The organism is Mycobacterium sp. NGS54 (genome assembly GCF_059812465.1).
In genome coordinates, this window is the sequence record NZ_JCALCS010000007.1 from 444,048 (window position 1) to 462,158 (window position 18,111).

Here is an 18,111-nt window from a genome sequence, read left to right on the forward strand (position 1 = left end):
GGCGGCGTAAACAATGGCATCGCCGCAGTGAAGCAAGCCGATCAGTATGAATGGGTCACCGCCTATTTGAAGGGCCGTGGCCTTCAGGGCATGTGGCAGCGGGCGACATTCGCTTTCACCGCGTCACAGGCCGCGCTGCCGCTGCTCATGCTGTGGAGCCCGACCGGACCCGTCAACGCGACGTCGCGGGCCGCGTCCGTCGTCATATCGGCATTGGGATTCGCCGGCGCGACACTGTGGCTGGTGCACTGGCCCACCCGACGGGAGTCGATCCTTTTCTCCGTCGGCGCGATGGCGGTCATCGCCGTGACCTGTTTGGGTTTGTCGAACTCCTACACGGGGTTGATGGGCTGCACCACGTTTGCGATGCTCGGCGGTTTCATCGCTTACTTCCATGACGGCTATTACGTGATCGTCAACTTTGTCGTGGCGACCGCGTCCGCGGTGAGCCTGGCATTGCGATTCATCTTGGCCACCGGTGACGTCGCGCTGATAAGTGCGGGGCTGATTAGCGTGATGGCCCTCAACATAGGCGTGCCATTCGGAATCCGGTCGCTGGTCCATACGCTGCGAACCGACCTTCGGAGTTCCGACCGTGATTCGCTGACGGGCTTGCACAATCGGCGTTCTTTCTACGACGCGGTGTATGAACTGATGGCGAGTTGCGGGCGATCCGCGGGAGAGTTCCTGGTGATCGCGGTGATCGACCTGGACAACTTCAAGAAGCTCAACGACACCCGGGGGCACGCCGTGGGCGATCAGGCCTTGGTCGCGGTCGGCGCGGCGCTGCAAGAGAACTGCAGCCCCTCGGCCGTGATCGGCCGCGTCGGCGGCGAGGAATTCGTCATCGTCGACACCGACATCACACCGAACCCCGTGTGGATGGCCGAACGACTTCGCCGGGCGATAGCCGAGCTACCCTTCCCGATCACCGCCAGCATCGGCACCTCGGGCGTCGCGCTCGACGCCTCGACGGCCGTAGCCGATACCCAGCTCATCGTCGATCTCATCGGCACGTCTGATGCCGCCATGTACGAAGCGAAGCGCGCCGGCGGAAACCGCGTGCGCCACTACCCGGCGCCGGTGCCTCCGATCAGTAGGTAGCCGACGACGCGCTGTGCTGGGAATGGATACGCGGTGCCGCCGTGTTGAGAGGGCCATGACCGACCGGATTGCGCTGAGCCCCAGGGACTGGGTGCGCGAGCAGACCGAGCGAATCCTGCAGCAGGGCACGACCGACGGGGTCGAGATCCTCGACCGCCCCGTCGTCCTGATTACGGTCACGGGGGCCAAGTCCGGCAAGCAGCGGTACGTGCCGTTGATGCGCGTCGAAAAGGACGGCCGCTACGCGATGGTGGCGTCGCAAGGCGGCGCACCCACCCACCCATCGTGGTACTTCAACGTCAAGGCCAATCCGGCGGTGACGGTGCAGGACGGCGAGAAGGTCGCCGCCCTGACCGCGCGCGAGTTGGAAGGGCCTGAGCGGGAGCAGTGGTGGCGGTTGGCGGTGGAGGCCTTTCCCCCTTACGCTGACTACCAGGCGAAGACGGCAAGGCAGATCCCGGTATTCGTTCTGGAATAGCCTCGGCAAGGGTCACGCGCCGAAGGCGCGCTCCAGGTCCTTCAGCGACGTCTCCAAGTGGCCGAGCAGCCGCTGCAGGTGCGGGACGCTGCGGCGGCAGCCGACGAGGCCGAAGTCGAGATTCTCGGCGTTGTTGGTCACGGTGATGTTGACCGCCTGCCCGTCGAGCGGGATCGACAGCGGGTAGTTCCCGTCCAACCGGGCGCCACGCCAGTACACCGGTTTCGACGGGCCGGCCGATACGTTCGAGATCACGACGTTGAACGGGGGCGAGGCGGTAGAGAGGTACCCGGGAATCAGCCCGAAAAACAGCCCCCCGATATTGAATGCCGAGAGGGCGAGCTGTTGCACGGGTGGCAGTTGCCGGAACACCTCTTTGGTGTCGCGGATCGACGAGCTGATGATCTCCAGCCGCTTCGCCGGGTCGTCGAGGTCGGTCGCCAGATTGCACAGGAACGTCCCGACCATGTTGCCGCCGCGCTCGTCACCCTCCTTGCGCAGGTTGACCGGCACCATCGCGGTCAACGGGTCACCCGGCAGGGCGTTCTGCTCGAGCAGATAGGCGCGCAGCGCCCCCGAGGACATGGCCAGCACCACGTCGTTGACGGTCACCCCGGCGGCGGACTTCACCGCCTTGACGCGGTCCAGCGACCAGGACTGGGCGGCCACCCGCCGGGCACCGCCGATCCGGACGTTGAACATGCTGCGTGGCGCACGGAACGGGAGGGTCAGTTGCTGTTCGAGCAGCGCCGCGCGTGCGAGCCGCACCGTGGACGGCGCCAGCGCGAACGCCGACCCCGCGGTTCGGCCGACGCGCTCGAGCAGCGACGGCTGCTTCCTCGGCTCCCTGCGCCGGCGTGGGCCCAGAGTCCATGGCACACGCACCTCGTCGTCATCCGGGTCGGGGCTGAAGGCGCGTTGCACCAGCCGCAGCGCCGAAATGCCGTCCATGAGGGAGTGGTGGTACTTGGTGTAGACCGCGTAGCGCCCGTCCTCCAGACCCTCGATGAGGTGCGCTTCCCATAGTGGACGGTGCCGGTCGAGCAGGCTGCCGTGCAGCCGGGACGCCAACTCCAGCAGGTCACGGACCCGTCCCGGCTCCGGTAGGGCCGACCGGCGGAGGTGGTAATCGAGCTCGACGTCCCGGTCGAACGACCACGCGACATTGGTGATGCCGCCGAAGAAGGCCGGGTGCTTACGGAACGTCGGTTGGACGTCCGTGCACTCGAGCATCGCCTGATAGGACTCGCGGACGAAGTGTGGCCCGGCGTCCTCGGGCGGGACGAAGAGCTGCAACGATCCCACGTGCATCGGATGTTCGCGCGACTCGCCGATCAGGAACAGCGCATCCGTCGGCGATATCGGTTCCATGGTTGGCCTCCCCATTCGGTCCCATTCGGCACAACTCCTCACCTCCAATTAGCCCGAGCGGGCATCGCCCACACCTGGAAAACTCCGCGTCCCGATTCCTGCAGGTAGGGCCATCAATTCGTGGAGTGGCCATCCGGGCGGATAGACTGCTACGCCGGAAACTCGAGCGGCTGAGATCACACGCCGCCGGGCCCAATAAATCCATGTCCGGGGGAAGTGCCATGCCTGAAGACCAGACCGAAGCTGCCGGCTTGGAGCCGCACTTCGAGGACGTGCAGGCGCACTACGACCTGTCCGACGAGTTCTTCGAGCTTTTCCTGGACCCCACGCGCACTTACAGCTGCGCATATTTCGAGCGCGACGACATGACCCTCGAAGAGGCGCAGATCGCCAAGGTCGACCTCTCGCTCGGCAAGCTCGGATTGCAGCCGGGCATGACGCTGCTCGATATCGGCTGCGGGTGGGGCACCACGATCGTTCGCGGGCTCGAGCGCTACGACGTCAACGTCGTGGGGCTGACGCTCAGCCGCAATCAGCAGGCGCACGTGCAGCGGCGTCTCGACCAGCACCCCTCCGCGCGGAGCAAGCGCGTGCTGCTGCGGGGCTGGGAGCAGTTCGACGAGAAGGTGGACCGCATCGTGTCGATCGGCGCCTTCGAGCACTTCGGGCGCGACCGCTACAGCGACTTCTTCAAGATGGCCTACGAGGCGCTGCCCTCCGACGGCGTGATGCTGCTGCACACCATCATCAAGCCCAGCGACGAGGAGTTCGCCGAGCGCGGACTGCCCATCACCATGACCAAGATCCGGTTCATGAAATTCATCATGGACGAGATCTTCCCGGGCGGGGACCTGCCACAAGCCAAGGGCGTCGTGGAGCACGCCGAGCGGGCCGGCTTCGCCGTCGAGCGCGTTCAGCAGCTGCGCCTGCATTACGCTCGCACCCTCGACACCTGGGCGACCACGCTCGAGTCGCGCCGCGACGAGGCCATCGCGGTTCAGTCGGAAGAGGTCTACGACCGGTACATGAAGTACCTCACCGGCTGCGCCGACCTGTTCCGCGACGGCTACACCGACGTCGCGCAATTCACCCTCGTCAAGGGCTGACCCCGGCCCTGGCCGGTTTTCGGATCCGGCCGCGCCTTGGCGGCGCGGTTTATCGGCGCACCCCTGCGGGTAACACCACGAGCAACGACCTGATGCGGTAGGGGCCGAGGTTGCTTGGCATAAAACCGCAGGAAGGACCCACCGTGGACGGCAAGCGCAGCGTGACCGAGGTTCCGGAGCAAAGTACGTCAGGCACGGGGCGCCGCGCGCTTCGCGGGCTGTCCGGCGTCGCGGTGGCGTGTGAGATGGTGTGCGCTTCGGTGCTGTGCGTGGCGAGCTTGGCGGCGCTGGTCGCCTACGTCGAGCCCGACAAGCCGACGGTTGAGGCGACGTTGGGGCCGCCGCCGGCCTCACACCCGGTACGGCAGGAGGGGACCGTCATCGCCACGTCTGCGGACACGGTGACCGCCCGCAGTCCCAACGGCTACACCCAGACCTACCGCGTCACCCCGAACACCACCGTCATTTCCCGCGACGGCGGCCAACTCGTCAGCGGCGCTTCACATTTCGCCATCAACGACCAAGTGGAGATCGTCGGGACGATCGAAGCCGGCACCGTGCTGGCGACCGCCGTCTCCGACCACGGCACGTCCAACGGTGACGGACCGCCGATGGATCACATTGCGGCCCAACCGATCAGCGGCCCGGACGGCAGCACCTAAGCCCGCGGGCCTTCTCGCTATCGATTGCCTAAATGCGCGCCGCCATCGTCTAATTCGTCGCGACGCAGGGACATCGGGGTCTTGGCGGGGATGTCCCCGCCGGCGATCACCGCGCGGGTGATGCGCGTGAGCGCCCGAAACAACGTTTCCACCTCTTCGTCGCTGAGGGCATCGAGCGCAGACAGGGCCAGCGCGTCGGTCCTCGATTCGATGTGGTCCTTCAATTCCCGACCGGCCGCGGTCACCGTGCCGTCGTCGTTGAGCAATCCACGTTCGACGAGCCGTTGCTCATGGTGGCGCCATGCCGCCTCGTCGTAATCACGGGTGCGGGCGATGTAGTCACGCTCGACTCGACCGGCCGCTGCGTGCAGCACGTTGCACTCCCGGCCGGAGACACCGGCGGCCGCCAGCGCCGCCACATGCCCGTCGCCCCGCTGCTCACGGAGCAGCGTCGCGGCGTGCCACAGTGCGGCCAGCGGTTCGTCCGGCCACGGCAGCGCCAGGTTCCCGGCGAACAGCGGTCGCCCATCGAGCGGGGCCCCGCGCGCCGCTCTGCCCGCCAACTCGCCTGCCACGGCGACGTTTTCCTCCGCTTCGACGCCGTAGCGGCGCAGGGCCGCGACCGCCGATTCCTGGCGGGCGCGTAGCGCGGCCTCGGGACCGGCGATGTCCCACGCCGCCGGGAGCGCCTTCGCGACGCGCTCCGGGGCGAAGTTGTAGAAGATCGCGGTCACCACCTCCCGCGGCACCATGCCCAGCGGCGCCGATCGGGCGGCGAAGTAACCCATCCAGAAGCCTCGGTAACCCAGCCCGTCCAGCGCCGCCCGCGCCTCGGGCGCGAAGTAGGTCACCGCATGCACCGGCTCGAATCGATCGAAGAAGCGCCGCGCCAGCTCGGGTTCTCTGTGCACTTTCATTTGCCTTTCAAGCTGCCTATGCGGAGCGAAAAGTCGGTGCGTTTGGGTGGCGACTCGTCCTCGACCGTCTCGACGTAGATTTCGGGGTCGCGGTCGACGATCCGCAATCCCTCGGTGGTCGGATGCTCGGCCATGAAGTCGCTGTACTGCCGCCCGAGCGCGTCGCGCAGGCCGATCGGGGCGTTGCGGCGGAAGTCCGGCAATCCATCGCGTTCCTCTTCGCCCATGTGGTCGTCGTTGGCCGACCGAGTGCGGCCGACCGCCGCCCACCACTGTTCCGTCCCGATTTGAGCCGCGTCGGCGTCGCGCACCCCGTCGCGAATGTCGTTGTGATCGCCGATGGCGTCGAGCGTCTCGCCTTCGGGGTCATGGGTGCCGCGCTTCAGCAGCTGTGGGTAGAAGATCTTCTCCTCGATATAGGCGTGCACGTCGAGCTTGTCGGCGAGCGGGCGCCACACCCGCTCGAGCGCCGCGCTGTTGACCGGTGCCTGCAGCCGCAACGCGTCCAGCCTGGCGAACTGCTGACGGAACCACTCATGATCGGCGACGATCAACTCGGTGATATCAGCCATCTGACTCCTCGCCTTCACCCGCCAAGCCCTGCGAGTCATCGTGTTCCATGCCGAGCCATAGATCAACCGGCCGCTGCTTAGGCTCGAGAAGTGACGATCTCCTATGACAAAGCCCTGCGCGAGCGGATCCGCTCACACTTGGTCGCCCATGACCGGCGCACGGTCACCGACCCGACGAAGCGGCACGCGGCCGTCGCGGTGGTCTTGGTCAATTCGGAGGCCGGGGAGGACAGGGTAGATCCGGCGCCGCTGGACGACTGGATCGCCGCGGGCCCGGCTCTGGAGACCGACCTAGACGGACGCATGGTCGACGTGTCCGGAGGTGCCGCTTTCCTGCTGTGCCGCAGGGCATCTCGCCTCAGGGCTCATGCCGCGCAGTGGGCGTTGCCCGGTGGCCGGGTCGACCCGGGTGAAACGGCCGTCGACGCGGCGTTGCGGGAATTGCGCGAGGAGGTCGGCATAGAATTGCGCGATTCGGCGGTGTTGGGTTTACTCGACGACTACCCGACCCGGTCGGGATACGTGATCACCCCGGTGGTGATCTGGGGAGGCGGGCGGCTGGACCCGCGGCCCGCGCCTGACGAGGTGCTGGCGGTGTACCGGGTGGGCCTGCACCAACTGCAGCGTGACGATTCGCCCCGGTTCATCAGCATTCCCGAGAGCCCGCGACCGGTCGTGCAAATTCCGTTGGGGAACGACCTGATTCACGCGCCCACCGGAGCGGTGCTGCTCCAGCTGCGGTGGCTGGGTCTGGAGGGCCGCCACGACCCGGTCGACGAGCTCGAGCAGCCGGTGTTCGCCTGGAAGTAGAGGCGACGTTCGCCCGTCCGTGGGCCTCGCAGGAGCCTTACCGCGCAAACCGGGAAAGATATAGCGGCACCTGTCATTTGCGAGAGCGCGCGCATCCGCGCAGCCGGATCTGAACCATTCCGGTTAGCTGGGCGAATGCGGTGTGGGGCTCTGCGCCGACTCCCACTTCGCCGCGAGAGACCTCTTGACCGGCGTGCCGGGCGCCAGGTCGAGCTGGAACGTTTCGCCGGCGCCCTCGAGCGTCACGGCGAAGCGCCCGTCGGTGAAGTCCTTGAACACCACCTTGTACGGCTGTTCGCCGGCACCGCGGTCGACGGCGATCACGTCGCCAGGTGCAACATCGTCGATTCGGTCGTTACCGGTAGCCTCAGTCATACACGCGACGGTAACGCTCAATTGTAGTGCGACGCAACATTATTGAAGGCCAGCTCATTTGGTGAGCTGCACCAGGAAGTCATGGCAGCGCTGCGCGCGCTTGGAATCCTCCGCCATGACGTCCTCGAAGAACGACGCGACGTCGTCGAGCCCCGCGTTCTTGGCATCGCGGACGTACTGTCCGTAGTCGTGTCCGGCCTTCAGTGAGTGGTACTGCACCGAAACAAGGTCGTACGTCACGTCGTCGAAGCCGGTTTCCCCCGTCGCCATTGCGCGCCTCCTCAGGTCGTCGTCAGAATTGACGTCTGAGGCCTACCCGTGGGCCGCGCGCCTAAACCGATGGTCGGCTGGTTAGAGGTTCGCGGTCCAAGAGTGCGTAACCATTGTCTCCGGGTGCTGTCACTCGACGGACGCGCACTGTTTGCCCGCTGGCAACCGGCGGGCGGGCTCGGTCTGCAAACCTTGACCGACGCTCCGGGACGGAGGAGTCGCCGCGACCAAAGAAAGGGCGACCATGACGGAACACTTGCGCGCTTACAACAGTCTTTGGCAGGTTCGCAGCGACTCGTGGTGCCGATTGGAGGAGGCCGCCGACCGCCTCACCCGCCCGACTACCGAGGGCGCGCTCAAGACGAAGTGCATCAACACCTGCCAGGAATTGCTCACGCGGCTAAGCACTCTCGAGCCCTACTGGGCTTACCCCGGGTCACCGCAATTCGCGCGAGTGCAAAGGCTTTTCGCGGCGGGCAGCTATGACAAGTTCGCGCAGGCGCTGGTGCAGATCAACCGCGCGCTGACCACGGAGTCGTACCGCACGGGCGATGTGGAGAACGCCGGATCCGACGACCTCGACATGTTCCCGTCCGATCCGCGCCAGCTCGTCGAACATCAACCGGCGAGCCAGCGGGACCGTCCCTATTTCGAGGTGCTCGTCGTCGAGAAGATGACAGAGGACCAGGAACGGGCGCTGCGCAACGAGGTCCGCAAATGGCGGCGTCCCGACGACGAATTCGTCTACGAACTGGTGGTCGTGTCGAGCGGAGACGAGGCGCTCATCGCGGCCCGGCTGAACGTCAACCTGCAGGCGGTGGTGATCCGGCGGCGCTTCTCACACCAATCGACCCGGGACCTGTCGGCCCTGGCGGAGTTCGTCGACACCGGGGTGTCGCACGAGCTGGCGGACCACCAGTCGCCCGAGGAACGCGCGCAGATCCTCGCGGTGTCCCTGGCGAAGTTGCGGCCCGAGCTCGACCTGTACCTCATGACCGAGATCGAGGTGGAGGACATTGCGGGCCGGCTGGGCCAGTACTTCCGCCGGGTGTTTCACGCTCGGGAAGGCATGCTCGAGCTGCACCTGTCGATCCTGCAGGGGGTGGCGGCGCGCTACCGCACCCCGTTCTTCAGCGCGCTCAAGCAGTACAGCCACCGGCCCACGGGTGTCTTTCACGCCCTGCCGATTTCGCAGGGCAAGTCGATCGTCAACTCGCACTGGATCAGGGACATGGTGGGCTTTTACGGCCTGGACGTGTTCATGGCCGAGACCTCGGCGACGTGTGGCGGTCTGGACTCGCTGCTCGAGCCGACCGGCCCGCTGCGCGAATCCCAGCAGCTCGCGGCCCAGGCGTACGGGTCGCGCCACACCTACTTCGTCACCAACGGGACGTCGACGGCGAACAAGATCGTCACGCAGGCGTTGGTGGCGCCGGGCGACATCGTGCTGCTGGACCGCAACTGCCACCAGTCCCATCACTACGGGATGATGCTTGCCGGCGCGAATGTCGTTTACCTCGAGGCTTATCCGCTCAACGACTACTCGATGTACGGCGCGGTCCCGCTGCGCGAGATCAAGTCGAAACTGCTGGCCCTGAAGCGCGCCGGCAAGCTCGACCGAGTCAAGATGATGTCGCTGACGAACTGCACCTTCGACGGGATCGTCTACGACGTCGAGCGGGTCATGGAGGAGTGCCTGGCCATCAAGCCGGACCTCGTATTCCTCTGGGACGAGGCATGGTTCGCGTTCGCCCGGTTCCATCCCGTGTATCGGACGCGCACCGCCATGGCGGCGGCGCGGGCGCTGCGGGAGCGGCTGGCCGACCCGGACTACAAGCGCCGCTTCGAGGAGTACCTGGCGACCGACGCGCCCAGCGACGACGACCTTTTGGAGCGCCGCCTCATTCCCGACCCGGCGCGGGCCCGGGTGCGGGTCTATGCGACCCAATCGACGCACAAGACGCTGACCGCGCTGCGACAGGGATCGATGATCCACGTCTTCGATCAGGATTACGACCAGAAGGTGGCGGTGCCGTTCCACGAGGCCTACATGGCGCACACCTCCACGTCGCCCAACTACCAGATCCTCGCGTCGCTGGATCTCGGCCGCCGGCAGGTGGCGCTGGAGGGTGTGGAACTGGTGCAGCGGCAGATCGAGAACGCGATGCAGCTGCGCGACGCGATCGACAACCATCCCCTGCTCAGCAAGTACATGCGGTGCTTGCGGACCTCCGATTTGATCCCCGAGGACTTCCGGCCGTCGGCCATCGCTCAGCCCCTGCGCTCCGGCTTGCGCAACATGATGGCGGCCTGGGATCAGGACGAGTTCGTGCTCGATCCGTCGCGGATCACGTTGTTCATCGGCCCGACCGGATACGACGGCGACACGTTCAAGCGTCAGCAGCTGATGGACCGCTACGGGATCCAGATCAACAAGACTTCGCGGAACAGCGTGCTGTTCATGACCAATATCGGCACCACGCGCAGCTCGGTGGCGTTCCTGGTGGAAGTTCTGGTCAACATCGCCCGCGAGTTGGACCAGGACATCTCCGAGATGAGCCTCGGTGAGCGCGAGCACTTCGCGAAGGCGGTCTATCGGCTCACCGAAATGTCTTTGCCGCTGCCCGATTTCAGCGGATTCCACCCGGCGTTCCTGGACCACAGCGGCAGCGAGCCGACACCGGAAGGGGATGTCCGCCGCGCGTTCTATCTGTCCTACGACGACACCAACTGCGAATACCTCACCGGCGAGCAGATCGACGAACGCTTGGACGCGGGAGTCGCCATCGTGTCGGCGACCTACGTGACGCCCTACCCGCCAGGGTTTCCGGTCCTGGTGCCCGGCCAGGTCTTCAGCCGGGAGATCCTGCAGTTCATGCGCGACCTCGACACCCCTGAAATCCATGGCTACCTACCGAACTTCGGCTACCGCGTCTACACCGAGAAGGCCGTCGAAATGGTCAGCGAGTCGGTCGGCCTGGCGCCCAACGGTCACCGCCCTTCCCGTCGGAAGGCCGTGCCGGCGCCGGCGAAAACGCCGAAAAAGAAGTCGGCCAACCACGGGGGGCCCAACGGCGACGGGAACGTTCCCGAGGTAGGGCACGCGGGGCTGGTCGGTGCGCAGCAGCCCGGCGACGCGCTAACCGCGGACCCGCCGCCGGCCGGGAGCGATGTCCCCGAGGTCGGTGTGGACGAACTCGTCGGTGCGCAGCAGCCCGGCGACGCCGTGCAGGCCGAGAACGGCTAGCCTCATCGGTCGGATGCGGCGGGTAGGCGCCGTTCGATGATCGTCACGGCGCGTTCGCCCCAGCGAATGTTCTCCTGTTCGAACGAGATTCCACGCAGCAACGTCAGGTAGGGGCCTACCCGTTCCGCCTGGGCCAGGTATTCGGCCTCGCTGCGGCCGTCGAGCATGCGGGCCCGCATCCGTTCGTAGCGCTGCAATTTGGTCTTCGCCCATTGCACACGTTGCACCATGAAGTCGCGGACTGCCTGCGCGTCGCCGGCGTCGACGGCCATGACCTTGACCGCGAGCTCGTCGCGGATCGCGGAAGGCTTGGGCGCCCGCGCGGTGAACTGCCGGATTGCTTCGTGGCCCGCCTCGGTCAGGGAGAACATGCGCTTGTTGGGCCGCCGATCCTGCTGCACGACGCGTGCCTGGATCAGACCCTGCTCGGCGAGCCGGTCGAGTTCTCGATACAGCTGCTGCGGGGTGGCCATCCAGAAGTTGGCCACCGAGGCATCGAAGCCCTTGGCCAGGTCGTACCCGGAGGCCTCGCCCTCGAGGAGTTCGGCCAACACCGCATCGCGCAGGGACACGCCTGACAGTGTAACAATGCGAATAATCAACAAAGTGATTAACCGCACATCGACAGACGGCCCGACAGGCCTTAGCGTCGAGCAGGCCTATTCAACAAATTGACTATCCGAGGTGTCGCATGAGTTCAAAGCATCCCTTTCGTAAGGCGGTCGAGGAGCGCGACGAGGCGGCCATCCAGGCGATGCTGGCCGACACCGTGGTGTTCACCAGCCCGGTGGCGTTCAAGCCCTATGTCGGCAAGCCCATCACCGCGGCGATTCTGCGCGGTGTGCTGCGGATCTTCGAGGACTTCCACTATGTCCGTGAAATCGCCGACGGCAACGGGCGCGACCACGCGCTGGTGTTCGAGACCGGGATAGCGGGGGCGCCCGGCGTGAAGGTCACCGGCTGCGACTTCCTCCACTTCAACGACGACGGGCTGATCGACGAGTTCATGGTGATGGTGCGGCCGCTGTCGGGAGCGAAGGCGCTTTCCGAGGCGATGGCCGCGCAGTTCGATCGGATCCAGCAAGAGGCCGTCGAACTGGCCAACCAGTTCGCGACGGCGCAGGGGTAGCGGATCGTGCGGATCGGATTGGGGATCAACTACGCCGGAGGGTTCAAGGACGTCGCCGCGGAAGTGGCCGACCTGGAGCGCGCAGGATTGGACATTGTCTTTGTCCCCGAAGCGTATTCGTTCGACGCGGTCAGCGCGCTGGGCTACCTGGCGGCCAGCACGGAACGGGTCCAGCTCGCGTCGGGGATCCTGCAGCTCTACACGCGCACGCCCACGCTGACCGCGATGACCGCCGCAGGCCTCGACTACGTCTCGGACGGCCGGTTCACGCTGGGCTTGGGCGCCTCCGGCCCTCAGGTCATCGAGGGTTTCCACGGTGTGACCTACGACGCCCCGATTGCGCGCACCCGCGAAGTCATCGAGATCTGTCGCCAGGTGTGGCGGCGCGAGACCCTACGACACAGCGGCAAGTACTACACGATCCCGCTGCCCGCGGGCCAGGGCAGTGGGTTGGGGAAGCCGCTGAAACTCATCAACAAGCCTGTCCGAGAGCGCATCCCGATCCTGGTCGCTGCGCTGGGACCCAAGAATGTCGAGCTGGCCGCCGAAATTGCCGAGGGCTGGCAACCGATCTTTTATCTGCCGGAGCGGGCGCGCGACGTGTGGGGAGAGGCGCTGGCCGCCGGCGCTGCCAAGCGCGACCCCGCTCTCGGGCCACTTGACGTGTACGCCGGACCGGTCCTCGCCATCGGCGAAAACGTCGAGCCACTGCGCGAATTCGTCAAACCGCACCTGGCGCTCTACATCGGGGGGATGGGCGCCAAGGGCAAGAACTTCTATCACACCCTCGCCACCAAGTACGGTTACGGCCCCCAAGCGGACCGCATCCAAGAGCTCTACCTGGCCGGCGACAAGGACGCCGCGGCGAAGGTGGTTCCCGACGAGCTCGTGCGAGACGTCAACTTGATCGGTTCGCGCGAGTTCGTCAAGGAACGCGTGGCGGCGTTCCGTGAGGCGGGCGTAACCACGCTGAACGTCGCGCCGATGGCGGGCACACCGCGAGAGCGGATCCAGCTGATCGAGACGCTGCGCGGACTGCTCTAGCCTCCTACGCTCGTCGCGTCGCGACCTGCCAGGGCCTCGCTTGCCATAGCATGTGTCCTATCGCGTCGGCGAAGCGCAGGGAGCGAGCAAATGGATCTCGACCGAATCACCCATCCGCTGCGACTTTCCAGAGGATCGCATCAGCCCGGGTCGGGCAAAGGGTGTGCAATGAACGCGATTTCATACATCAACGGCGACGAGCGGATCACCGACTTCCCGGCGACTTCGGCCCGCCCGCTGGCCACCTTTGTCCAGTCGTGCAACGACCTGCTTGCCGGGCCCGACGGCTATCTGTCGCCGGACGACAGCCTGCTGGTGCTCGAGTTGGGGTGGCTGACGGTCGGCACCGCCGACGTCGCCGACACGGTCGCGCACCCGTGGGTGGCCAAGCTGTTGGTCAGCCCCCCGTGGGGCGTGATTCGATACGCCGGCGACGCGGCGGCCAGCGCCATCACCGACATCGCCGAACTGCATCGCCGGCTCGCCCCGGGCGCGATGCCGCCGATCGCCGAATGGGACGGCGCCGCCCGGGCCGCGCGCGCGGTAACTACCACGCCCGTGACCGCCGAGAGGTATGCGGTGCGGGCCGCCTGTCAGTCCATAGCGTTCGTTGAGACCGACGACTGGGACACGCTGGATGCCGTGGCCGGCAATGCGCTCAAGGCGCACAGACTGGCGAACGCGGACGGTGGAGCCGCCCGCATCGTGGAGGTCACCCGCAACGCAATTCGTTCGTGGCGGCGGTTAGCCGGGTTGAGCGTTGTCGACGCGCGACCCAAAGTCGTTGCGGCGTAACTGAATCAACCCTGGCGGTGGCGATCCTGTCGCAGCCGCACCGCGCGACTCACCGCCGTCGCCAACGCCAACGCCGACATGACGGCCAGGATCGTCGTCGAGACCGCGGATCCGGCGGTGGTCAGTACCAGTGGCAGGCCGAAGCCGACGTACGTCAGCACGTAGAAGACGCCGACCAACGCGCCGCGCAGTCGCTGGGGCGCCGCGGCTTCCAGATCGATCAAGCCCTCGCGCAAGCACAGGCCGGACGCGCATCCCAGGATCAGGAACAGCGGCAGGCCCAGCGCCACCGACATGGTGGGCGGGGCCACCGCGGTCGCCGCGTAGCCGAGCGCGGCCAGCACCGCGCCGGCGGTGCCGGCGTGTGGTCCCCAGCGAAGCGCGCGGGCCAGAATCTGGATGAGCCCGCTGACGCCGTTGACTATCAGCGTGGCGGTTCCCGCGGCCATCGGAGCCGCGAGCCCGGTGTGCACGCGGCTGGGAATGGTGATGAATCCTAAAGTCGCCGAGGCGAACACCCATGGCGCGAGCGGCATGGCCCAACTCAGTGCCCACGCGGTTCCCCGCCGCGCCCCCACCGGCGGCTCCCAGCGTTGCGAGGTCGCCTGCGCCGTTTCGTCACCGCTCCGCACCGCCAAGACCGAAAGAATCATCGCCGCCACGACTAGGGCGGCGGCGAGACCGAACGACACCCGGATGCCTAGTTGGCCGGCCCGCGCGATCAAGCCCGCAGCGAATGGGCCGACCGCGAACCCGGCGAGCAGCACCGCACCAGCCGCGGCCGCACCGGCGGGACCCCTCAGATCGGAGGCCCATGCGGTGCAGGAGCTCATCAAGAGGCCGACACCGAGGCCGACGACGAACCGTCCCGCCAGCAAGACGTCGGGCTGCTGCGAGACCAGCATCGCCAACGTGCCCACCAGAGCGGTCGTACAGCCCGCCAACGCCACCGATTGGCGCCCGAGCGCATCCGAGGCGCGCCCGCCGAAAAGCAGTCCGGGCAACAGTCCCAGCGCGTAGATCCCGAATATGGCGTCCAGGCGGGCGGTGCCGAGGTGTTGACGGTCGCTGATCGACGGCATCAACGCGACGAAGTGGTTGGCGACCCATCCCGTCGAGAACAACAGCGCCAGTACGCTGGCGAACACCGCCCGATTCCCGCCGGCTTCCACCTTGGTCGGCGTCGGCTGCGTCCCGCGCATGATGCCGGTCGACGCGTTCGACATGACTGTTGCCCTCCCCGGGGTCTGTGCGCGGACGCCAATAAGACGCAGCGGCCTGAGCAGGTATTCCCGCTTCGGCACGAGCAAACACATGGCCCCTCGGCGCAAATCGCAGCGAGGTTTGAAACCGGTCGGTTTGGTGAACAGACAGCACAACGCGGATCAAGGAGGGCAAATGATCAAGCAAACCGCAGCGGCCGCGATCGCGTTGGCCGCGCTGCTGTCCGGCGCGTGTTCGGCCTCGCAGATCGTCAACACGGGTGGCGACACGAAGTGCAAGGACTTCACCGGGCAGGACGAAAAGAAGCAGAGCGACGAAGTCAGCAAGATGCTCAAGGACAAGAACGGGACTGATCCGACCAATGCCGAGATCACCGCGACCCGGCTCTCCGCGCTGACCTACTGCCAGACCCTCGGCAAGCCGGACACGAAGATCTCCGAGGCGCCACACGGCTGACGTCACGGCGGCGCAACTAGCCTTCGGGGCGTAATTTAGTGCGCTGCCGTCGATTTCGACGAAAAGCGCGTAAGGACGATCATCGCTAGAAGTAAAACCCTGCGTACGGTGCGTCCGGTACCGCGAACAGCCGATCGGCGAGGGCGAGCGACGCCGGATCGTCGGCGCGGGCCAGCCCGGCGACGGCCAGGCCGTGCCAGGTCGCGCCGCCGAGTAGCGCCGCACCCAGCGCTTCGACGCCGGTGTGCAGCTCGGCGGGCCGGTCCGTCGGTTCCGCGCCGTCCGCGCTGACGGTGAACCTGGCCGTATTGTCCGGCAGGAGCGGGTCGTCGATCGCGATGGTCACCGCCCCGTCCCCGACGTATCCCCGCGCCGCCAACGCCTTTCGCGCGTCGACGACGCGCAACCACGTTTCGTCGTGCACCGCGCTCACCCGCGCGGCCCGCCGATCGACGAGCAGCCAGGGCAGCGGATCGTCGACGGGCAGCATCCAGAACACCACGCGGTCAATGAGATCGAGCCCGAGCAGGAATCGCAGCAGCCCGACGTAGGCCTGGATGGTGGGCGCGAAGAAGTCCTCGACCGCGATGGTGCGTTGGTCGCTGACGAACCAATTCTCGGTGTCGATCGGGCGGTAGCGAGCGAACCCGGACTCCGACCCCGGCGCACCGTGCACCGCGACATACGCCGGTCCCGGTGATGACTCGGCACGCATCCGCACGCCCCGCCACCACACTTGCGGACGGTCGATGGTTCCCGGGCGGGAAGGACGGTTCTCGGCGTAGATCCGGGGCAGGACGTCCCACGCTTCGTCCAGCTCCAGCAGTCGCACCGGACCGCCCGCCCCGACGTCCGGACGCAGGGCCGCCCGCGCGGTCTGCACCTCCACGGTCTGCGTTGAACTCGCCACACCGTAGCCGTACCGCTCGTAGATGGTCGCCTCCGAGGCGCGCAGCGTCGCGACCGCCTCACCCCGCTCGGCGATGTCGCGCAACTGATGGCGCATCAGGTCCGTCGCGATGCCCTGTCGGGTGAACGACGGCAGCACCCCGATGTGGGTCACGGCGGCATGGCCCACGATCGCCCCGCCGGGAAGCGTCAGCCCGCTCGTCACCGCGTCGGCGGTGCCGACGAGTTGCCCTCCGACGAAAGCGCCGATCGTGCGCCCCGGATCGAGCAGCTCGGTGATCTGGCCGGGGGCCAGATTTGCCAGCGGGGGAAACCCGACCATGGCGGCGCGAAACACGTTGATCGCGGCGACGAGATCGTCCTCGCCGTCGAGGACACGGATGTCGGTGGTCATCCCGACATCATGTCCCAGCCGCCGGGCTATCGAATCTGCAGCCCGGTCAGCGCCCGCGAAATGACCAGGCGCTGAATCTCGCTCGTACCCTCGAAGATGGTGAAGATCTTGGCGTCGCGGTGCATCCGCTCGACGGGGTAGTCGCGGGTGTAGCCGTTGCCACCCAGGATCTGGATGGCCTCGTCGGTGACGTAGACCGCGGTCTCGCTGGCGACCAGCTTGGCCATGGAGCCCTCCGCCGAGTCGAAGCTCTGGTTGTTGCGTGCCATCCAGCCGGCACGCCACACCAGCATCCGCGCCGCGTCGATGCGGCTCTTCATGTCCGCCAACTTGAACGCGATCGCTTGGAACTCGCCGATCTTGTGCCCGAATTGCTCGCGCTGGCAGGCGTATTCGAGGGCGTATTCATACGCGGCGCGGGCCACCCCGACGGCCATCGCGCCGACCGTGGGCCGGGTGCGCTCGAAGGTCTTCATCGCGGCCTGCCCGCGCGACGAGGCCCCGGCCTTGACCCGGGCGATGCGCTCCTCGAACTTCTCCCGTCCGCCGAGAATCGTGTCCTCGGGCAGCCGGACGTTGTCGAGCACCACCTCGGCGGTGTGCGACGCACGGATCCCGTGCTTCTTGAACTTCTGGCCCTGCGTCAGGCCGTGGGTGTCCGGCGGGATGACGAAGGTGGCCTGGCCGCGGGTGCCGAGCTCGGGATAGACCGAGGCCACCACGATGTGCACGTTGGCGATGCCCCCGTTGGTCGCCCATGTCTTGGTGCCGTTGAGGACCCATTCGCCGGCCGCCTCGTCGTAGCGTGCGCGGGTGCGGATGGCGCCGACGTCGGATCCCGCGTCGGGCTCCGAGGAACAGAACGCGCCGAGTTTGGGCTCCTCGGGCGTACCGAACATCTCGGGAAGCCAGCGGCCCAGCTGTTCGGGAGTTCCGTTGCCCGCCAACGCCGCCGCGGCCAGGCCGGTACCCAGGATGGACAGCGCGATGCCGGCGTCACCCCAAAACATCTCCTCGAACGTGGTGAGAAAGCCCAGGCCCGTCGGCTCGGCAGCCTGCTGCGCGAAGAAGTCCGGGGAGTACAACCCGACCTTCGCGGCCTCCTGGATCACGGGCCACGGGGTTTCCTCCCGCTCGTCCCATTCCGACGCGGCGGGGCGGATCACTTCGGCCGCAAACTTGTGCACCCAATCGCGCACCTCGATCACGTCGTCGCTCAATTGCAGTGAGAATGTCACGGGTTTGCTC

General features: G+C 66.8%; 19 protein-coding genes. 10 read left to right on the top strand and 9 right to left on the bottom strand.

Annotated elements, in window-relative coordinates; all coding sequences use genetic code 11:
- Positions 1–27: 27 nt before the first annotated feature.
- The gene (locus tag AC5Y5E_RS24130; protein ID WP_499905570.1) at positions 28–1,104 is read left to right on the top strand and encodes a GGDEF domain-containing protein; all 1,077 of its coding nucleotides are present in this window, start codon (positions 28–30) and stop codon (positions 1,102–1,104) included.
- 55 nt (positions 1,105–1,159) lie between these two features.
- Entirely contained in the window at positions 1,160–1,582 is a 423-nt protein-coding gene (locus AC5Y5E_RS24135) for a nitroreductase family deazaflavin-dependent oxidoreductase (RefSeq protein WP_499905571.1), read from the top strand.
- A gap of 12 nt (positions 1,583–1,594) precedes the next feature.
- Here the strand turns inward: AC5Y5E_RS24135 and AC5Y5E_RS24140 are convergent, their stop codons facing one another.
- Complete coding sequence (locus tag AC5Y5E_RS24140; RefSeq protein ID WP_499905573.1) at positions 1,595–2,953, bottom strand: WS/DGAT/MGAT family O-acyltransferase; 1,359 nt, start codon at positions 2,951–2,953, stop codon at positions 1,595–1,597.
- A 221-nt stretch (positions 2,954–3,174) separates the two neighbouring features.
- Between AC5Y5E_RS24140 and AC5Y5E_RS24145 the strand changes: the two genes are divergently transcribed.
- Together AC5Y5E_RS24145 and AC5Y5E_RS24150 are read left to right on the top strand one after the other, a co-directional pair.
- Positions 3,175–4,059: a cyclopropane mycolic acid synthase family methyltransferase gene (locus tag AC5Y5E_RS24145; RefSeq protein WP_499905574.1), complete on the top strand. Its 885-nt coding sequence runs from the start codon at positions 3,175–3,177 to the stop codon at positions 4,057–4,059.
- A 143-nt stretch (positions 4,060–4,202) separates the two neighbouring features.
- Positions 4,203–4,721 carry a hypothetical protein gene (locus AC5Y5E_RS24150; RefSeq protein ID WP_499905575.1) on the top strand — a complete coding sequence of 173 codons (519 nt, stop codon included), beginning with the start codon at positions 4,203–4,205 and terminating at the stop codon, positions 4,719–4,721.
- Positions 4,722–4,738: 17 nt separating this feature from the next.
- On the opposite strand, the gene AC5Y5E_RS24155 is transcribed toward AC5Y5E_RS24150, so the two are convergent.
- Positions 4,739–5,632 carry an SCO6745 family protein gene (locus AC5Y5E_RS24155; protein WP_499905748.1) on the bottom strand — a complete coding sequence of 298 codons (894 nt, stop codon included), beginning with the start codon at positions 5,630–5,632 and terminating at the stop codon, positions 4,739–4,741.
- Between the two features lie 2 nt (positions 5,633–5,634).
- On the bottom strand, positions 5,635–6,210 hold the full coding sequence (locus tag AC5Y5E_RS24160) for a hemerythrin domain-containing protein (RefSeq protein ID WP_499905577.1): 576 nt from the start codon (positions 6,208–6,210) through the stop codon (positions 5,635–5,637).
- 90 nt (positions 6,211–6,300) lie between these two features.
- On the opposite strand from AC5Y5E_RS24160, the gene AC5Y5E_RS24165 reads away from it, so the two are divergent.
- Positions 6,301–7,020, top strand: a complete 720-nt coding sequence (locus AC5Y5E_RS24165; protein ID WP_499905578.1) for an NUDIX hydrolase — start codon at positions 6,301–6,303, stop codon at positions 7,018–7,020.
- Positions 7,021–7,143: 123 nt separating this feature from the next.
- On the opposite strand, the gene AC5Y5E_RS24170 is transcribed toward AC5Y5E_RS24165, so the two are convergent.
- A complete protein-coding gene (locus AC5Y5E_RS24170) occupies positions 7,144–7,395 on the bottom strand; it encodes a hypothetical protein (RefSeq protein ID WP_499905580.1) in 252 nt (83 codons plus the stop codon).
- A gap of 54 nt (positions 7,396–7,449) precedes the next feature.
- A complete protein-coding gene (locus AC5Y5E_RS24175; protein ID WP_066935553.1) occupies positions 7,450–7,665 on the bottom strand; it encodes an acyl carrier protein in 216 nt (71 codons plus the stop codon).
- A gap of 244 nt (positions 7,666–7,909) precedes the next feature.
- On the opposite strand from AC5Y5E_RS24175, the gene AC5Y5E_RS24180 reads away from it, so the two are divergent.
- Positions 7,910–10,912: an aminotransferase class I/II-fold pyridoxal phosphate-dependent enzyme gene (locus AC5Y5E_RS24180; protein WP_499905582.1), complete on the top strand. Its 3,003-nt coding sequence runs from the start codon at positions 7,910–7,912 to the stop codon at positions 10,910–10,912.
- 2 nt (positions 10,913–10,914) lie between these two features.
- Here the strand turns inward: AC5Y5E_RS24180 and AC5Y5E_RS24185 are convergent, their stop codons facing one another.
- Entirely contained in the window at positions 10,915–11,484 is a 570-nt protein-coding gene (locus AC5Y5E_RS24185; protein ID WP_499905583.1) for a PadR family transcriptional regulator, read from the bottom strand.
- 119 nt (positions 11,485–11,603) lie between these two features.
- On the opposite strand from AC5Y5E_RS24185, the gene AC5Y5E_RS24190 reads away from it, so the two are divergent.
- The 3 genes from AC5Y5E_RS24190 to AC5Y5E_RS24200 all read left to right on the top strand — a co-directional run bounded on the left by AC5Y5E_RS24190 (position 11,604) and on the right by AC5Y5E_RS24200 (position 13,880).
- A complete protein-coding gene (locus AC5Y5E_RS24190) occupies positions 11,604–12,041 on the top strand; it encodes a nuclear transport factor 2 family protein (protein ID WP_499905584.1) in 438 nt (145 codons plus the stop codon).
- Positions 12,042–12,047: 6 nt separating this feature from the next.
- Entirely contained in the window at positions 12,048–13,085 is a 1,038-nt protein-coding gene (locus AC5Y5E_RS24195) for an LLM class F420-dependent oxidoreductase (RefSeq protein ID WP_499905586.1), read from the top strand.
- Between the two features lie 168 nt (positions 13,086–13,253).
- Positions 13,254–13,880 (top strand): hypothetical protein, encoded by a 627-nt coding sequence (locus AC5Y5E_RS24200; protein WP_499905588.1) that lies wholly within the window; start codon positions 13,254–13,256, stop codon positions 13,878–13,880.
- 5 nt (positions 13,881–13,885) lie between these two features.
- Here the strand turns inward: AC5Y5E_RS24200 and AC5Y5E_RS24205 are convergent, their stop codons facing one another.
- The gene (locus AC5Y5E_RS24205; RefSeq protein ID WP_499905749.1) at positions 13,886–15,082 is read right to left on the bottom strand and encodes an MFS transporter; all 1,197 of its coding nucleotides are present in this window, start codon (positions 15,080–15,082) and stop codon (positions 13,886–13,888) included.
- Positions 15,083–15,278: 196 nt separating this feature from the next.
- Here AC5Y5E_RS24205 and AC5Y5E_RS24210 point away from each other — a divergent pair, with 196 nt between their 5' ends.
- The gene (locus AC5Y5E_RS24210) at positions 15,279–15,560 is read left to right on the top strand and encodes a hypothetical protein (RefSeq protein ID WP_499905590.1); all 282 of its coding nucleotides are present in this window, start codon (positions 15,279–15,281) and stop codon (positions 15,558–15,560) included.
- A gap of 85 nt (positions 15,561–15,645) precedes the next feature.
- Here AC5Y5E_RS24210 and AC5Y5E_RS24215 read toward each other — a convergent pair whose 3' ends face one another.
- Together AC5Y5E_RS24215 and AC5Y5E_RS24220 are read right to left on the bottom strand one after the other, a co-directional pair.
- A complete protein-coding gene (locus AC5Y5E_RS24215; protein WP_499905592.1) occupies positions 15,646–16,863 on the bottom strand; it encodes a GNAT family N-acetyltransferase in 1,218 nt (405 codons plus the stop codon).
- Positions 16,864–16,889: 26 nt separating this feature from the next.
- Complete coding sequence (locus AC5Y5E_RS24220; protein ID WP_499905594.1) at positions 16,890–18,101, bottom strand: acyl-CoA dehydrogenase family protein; 1,212 nt, start codon at positions 18,099–18,101, stop codon at positions 16,890–16,892.
- Positions 18,102–18,111: the final 10 nt, after the last annotated feature.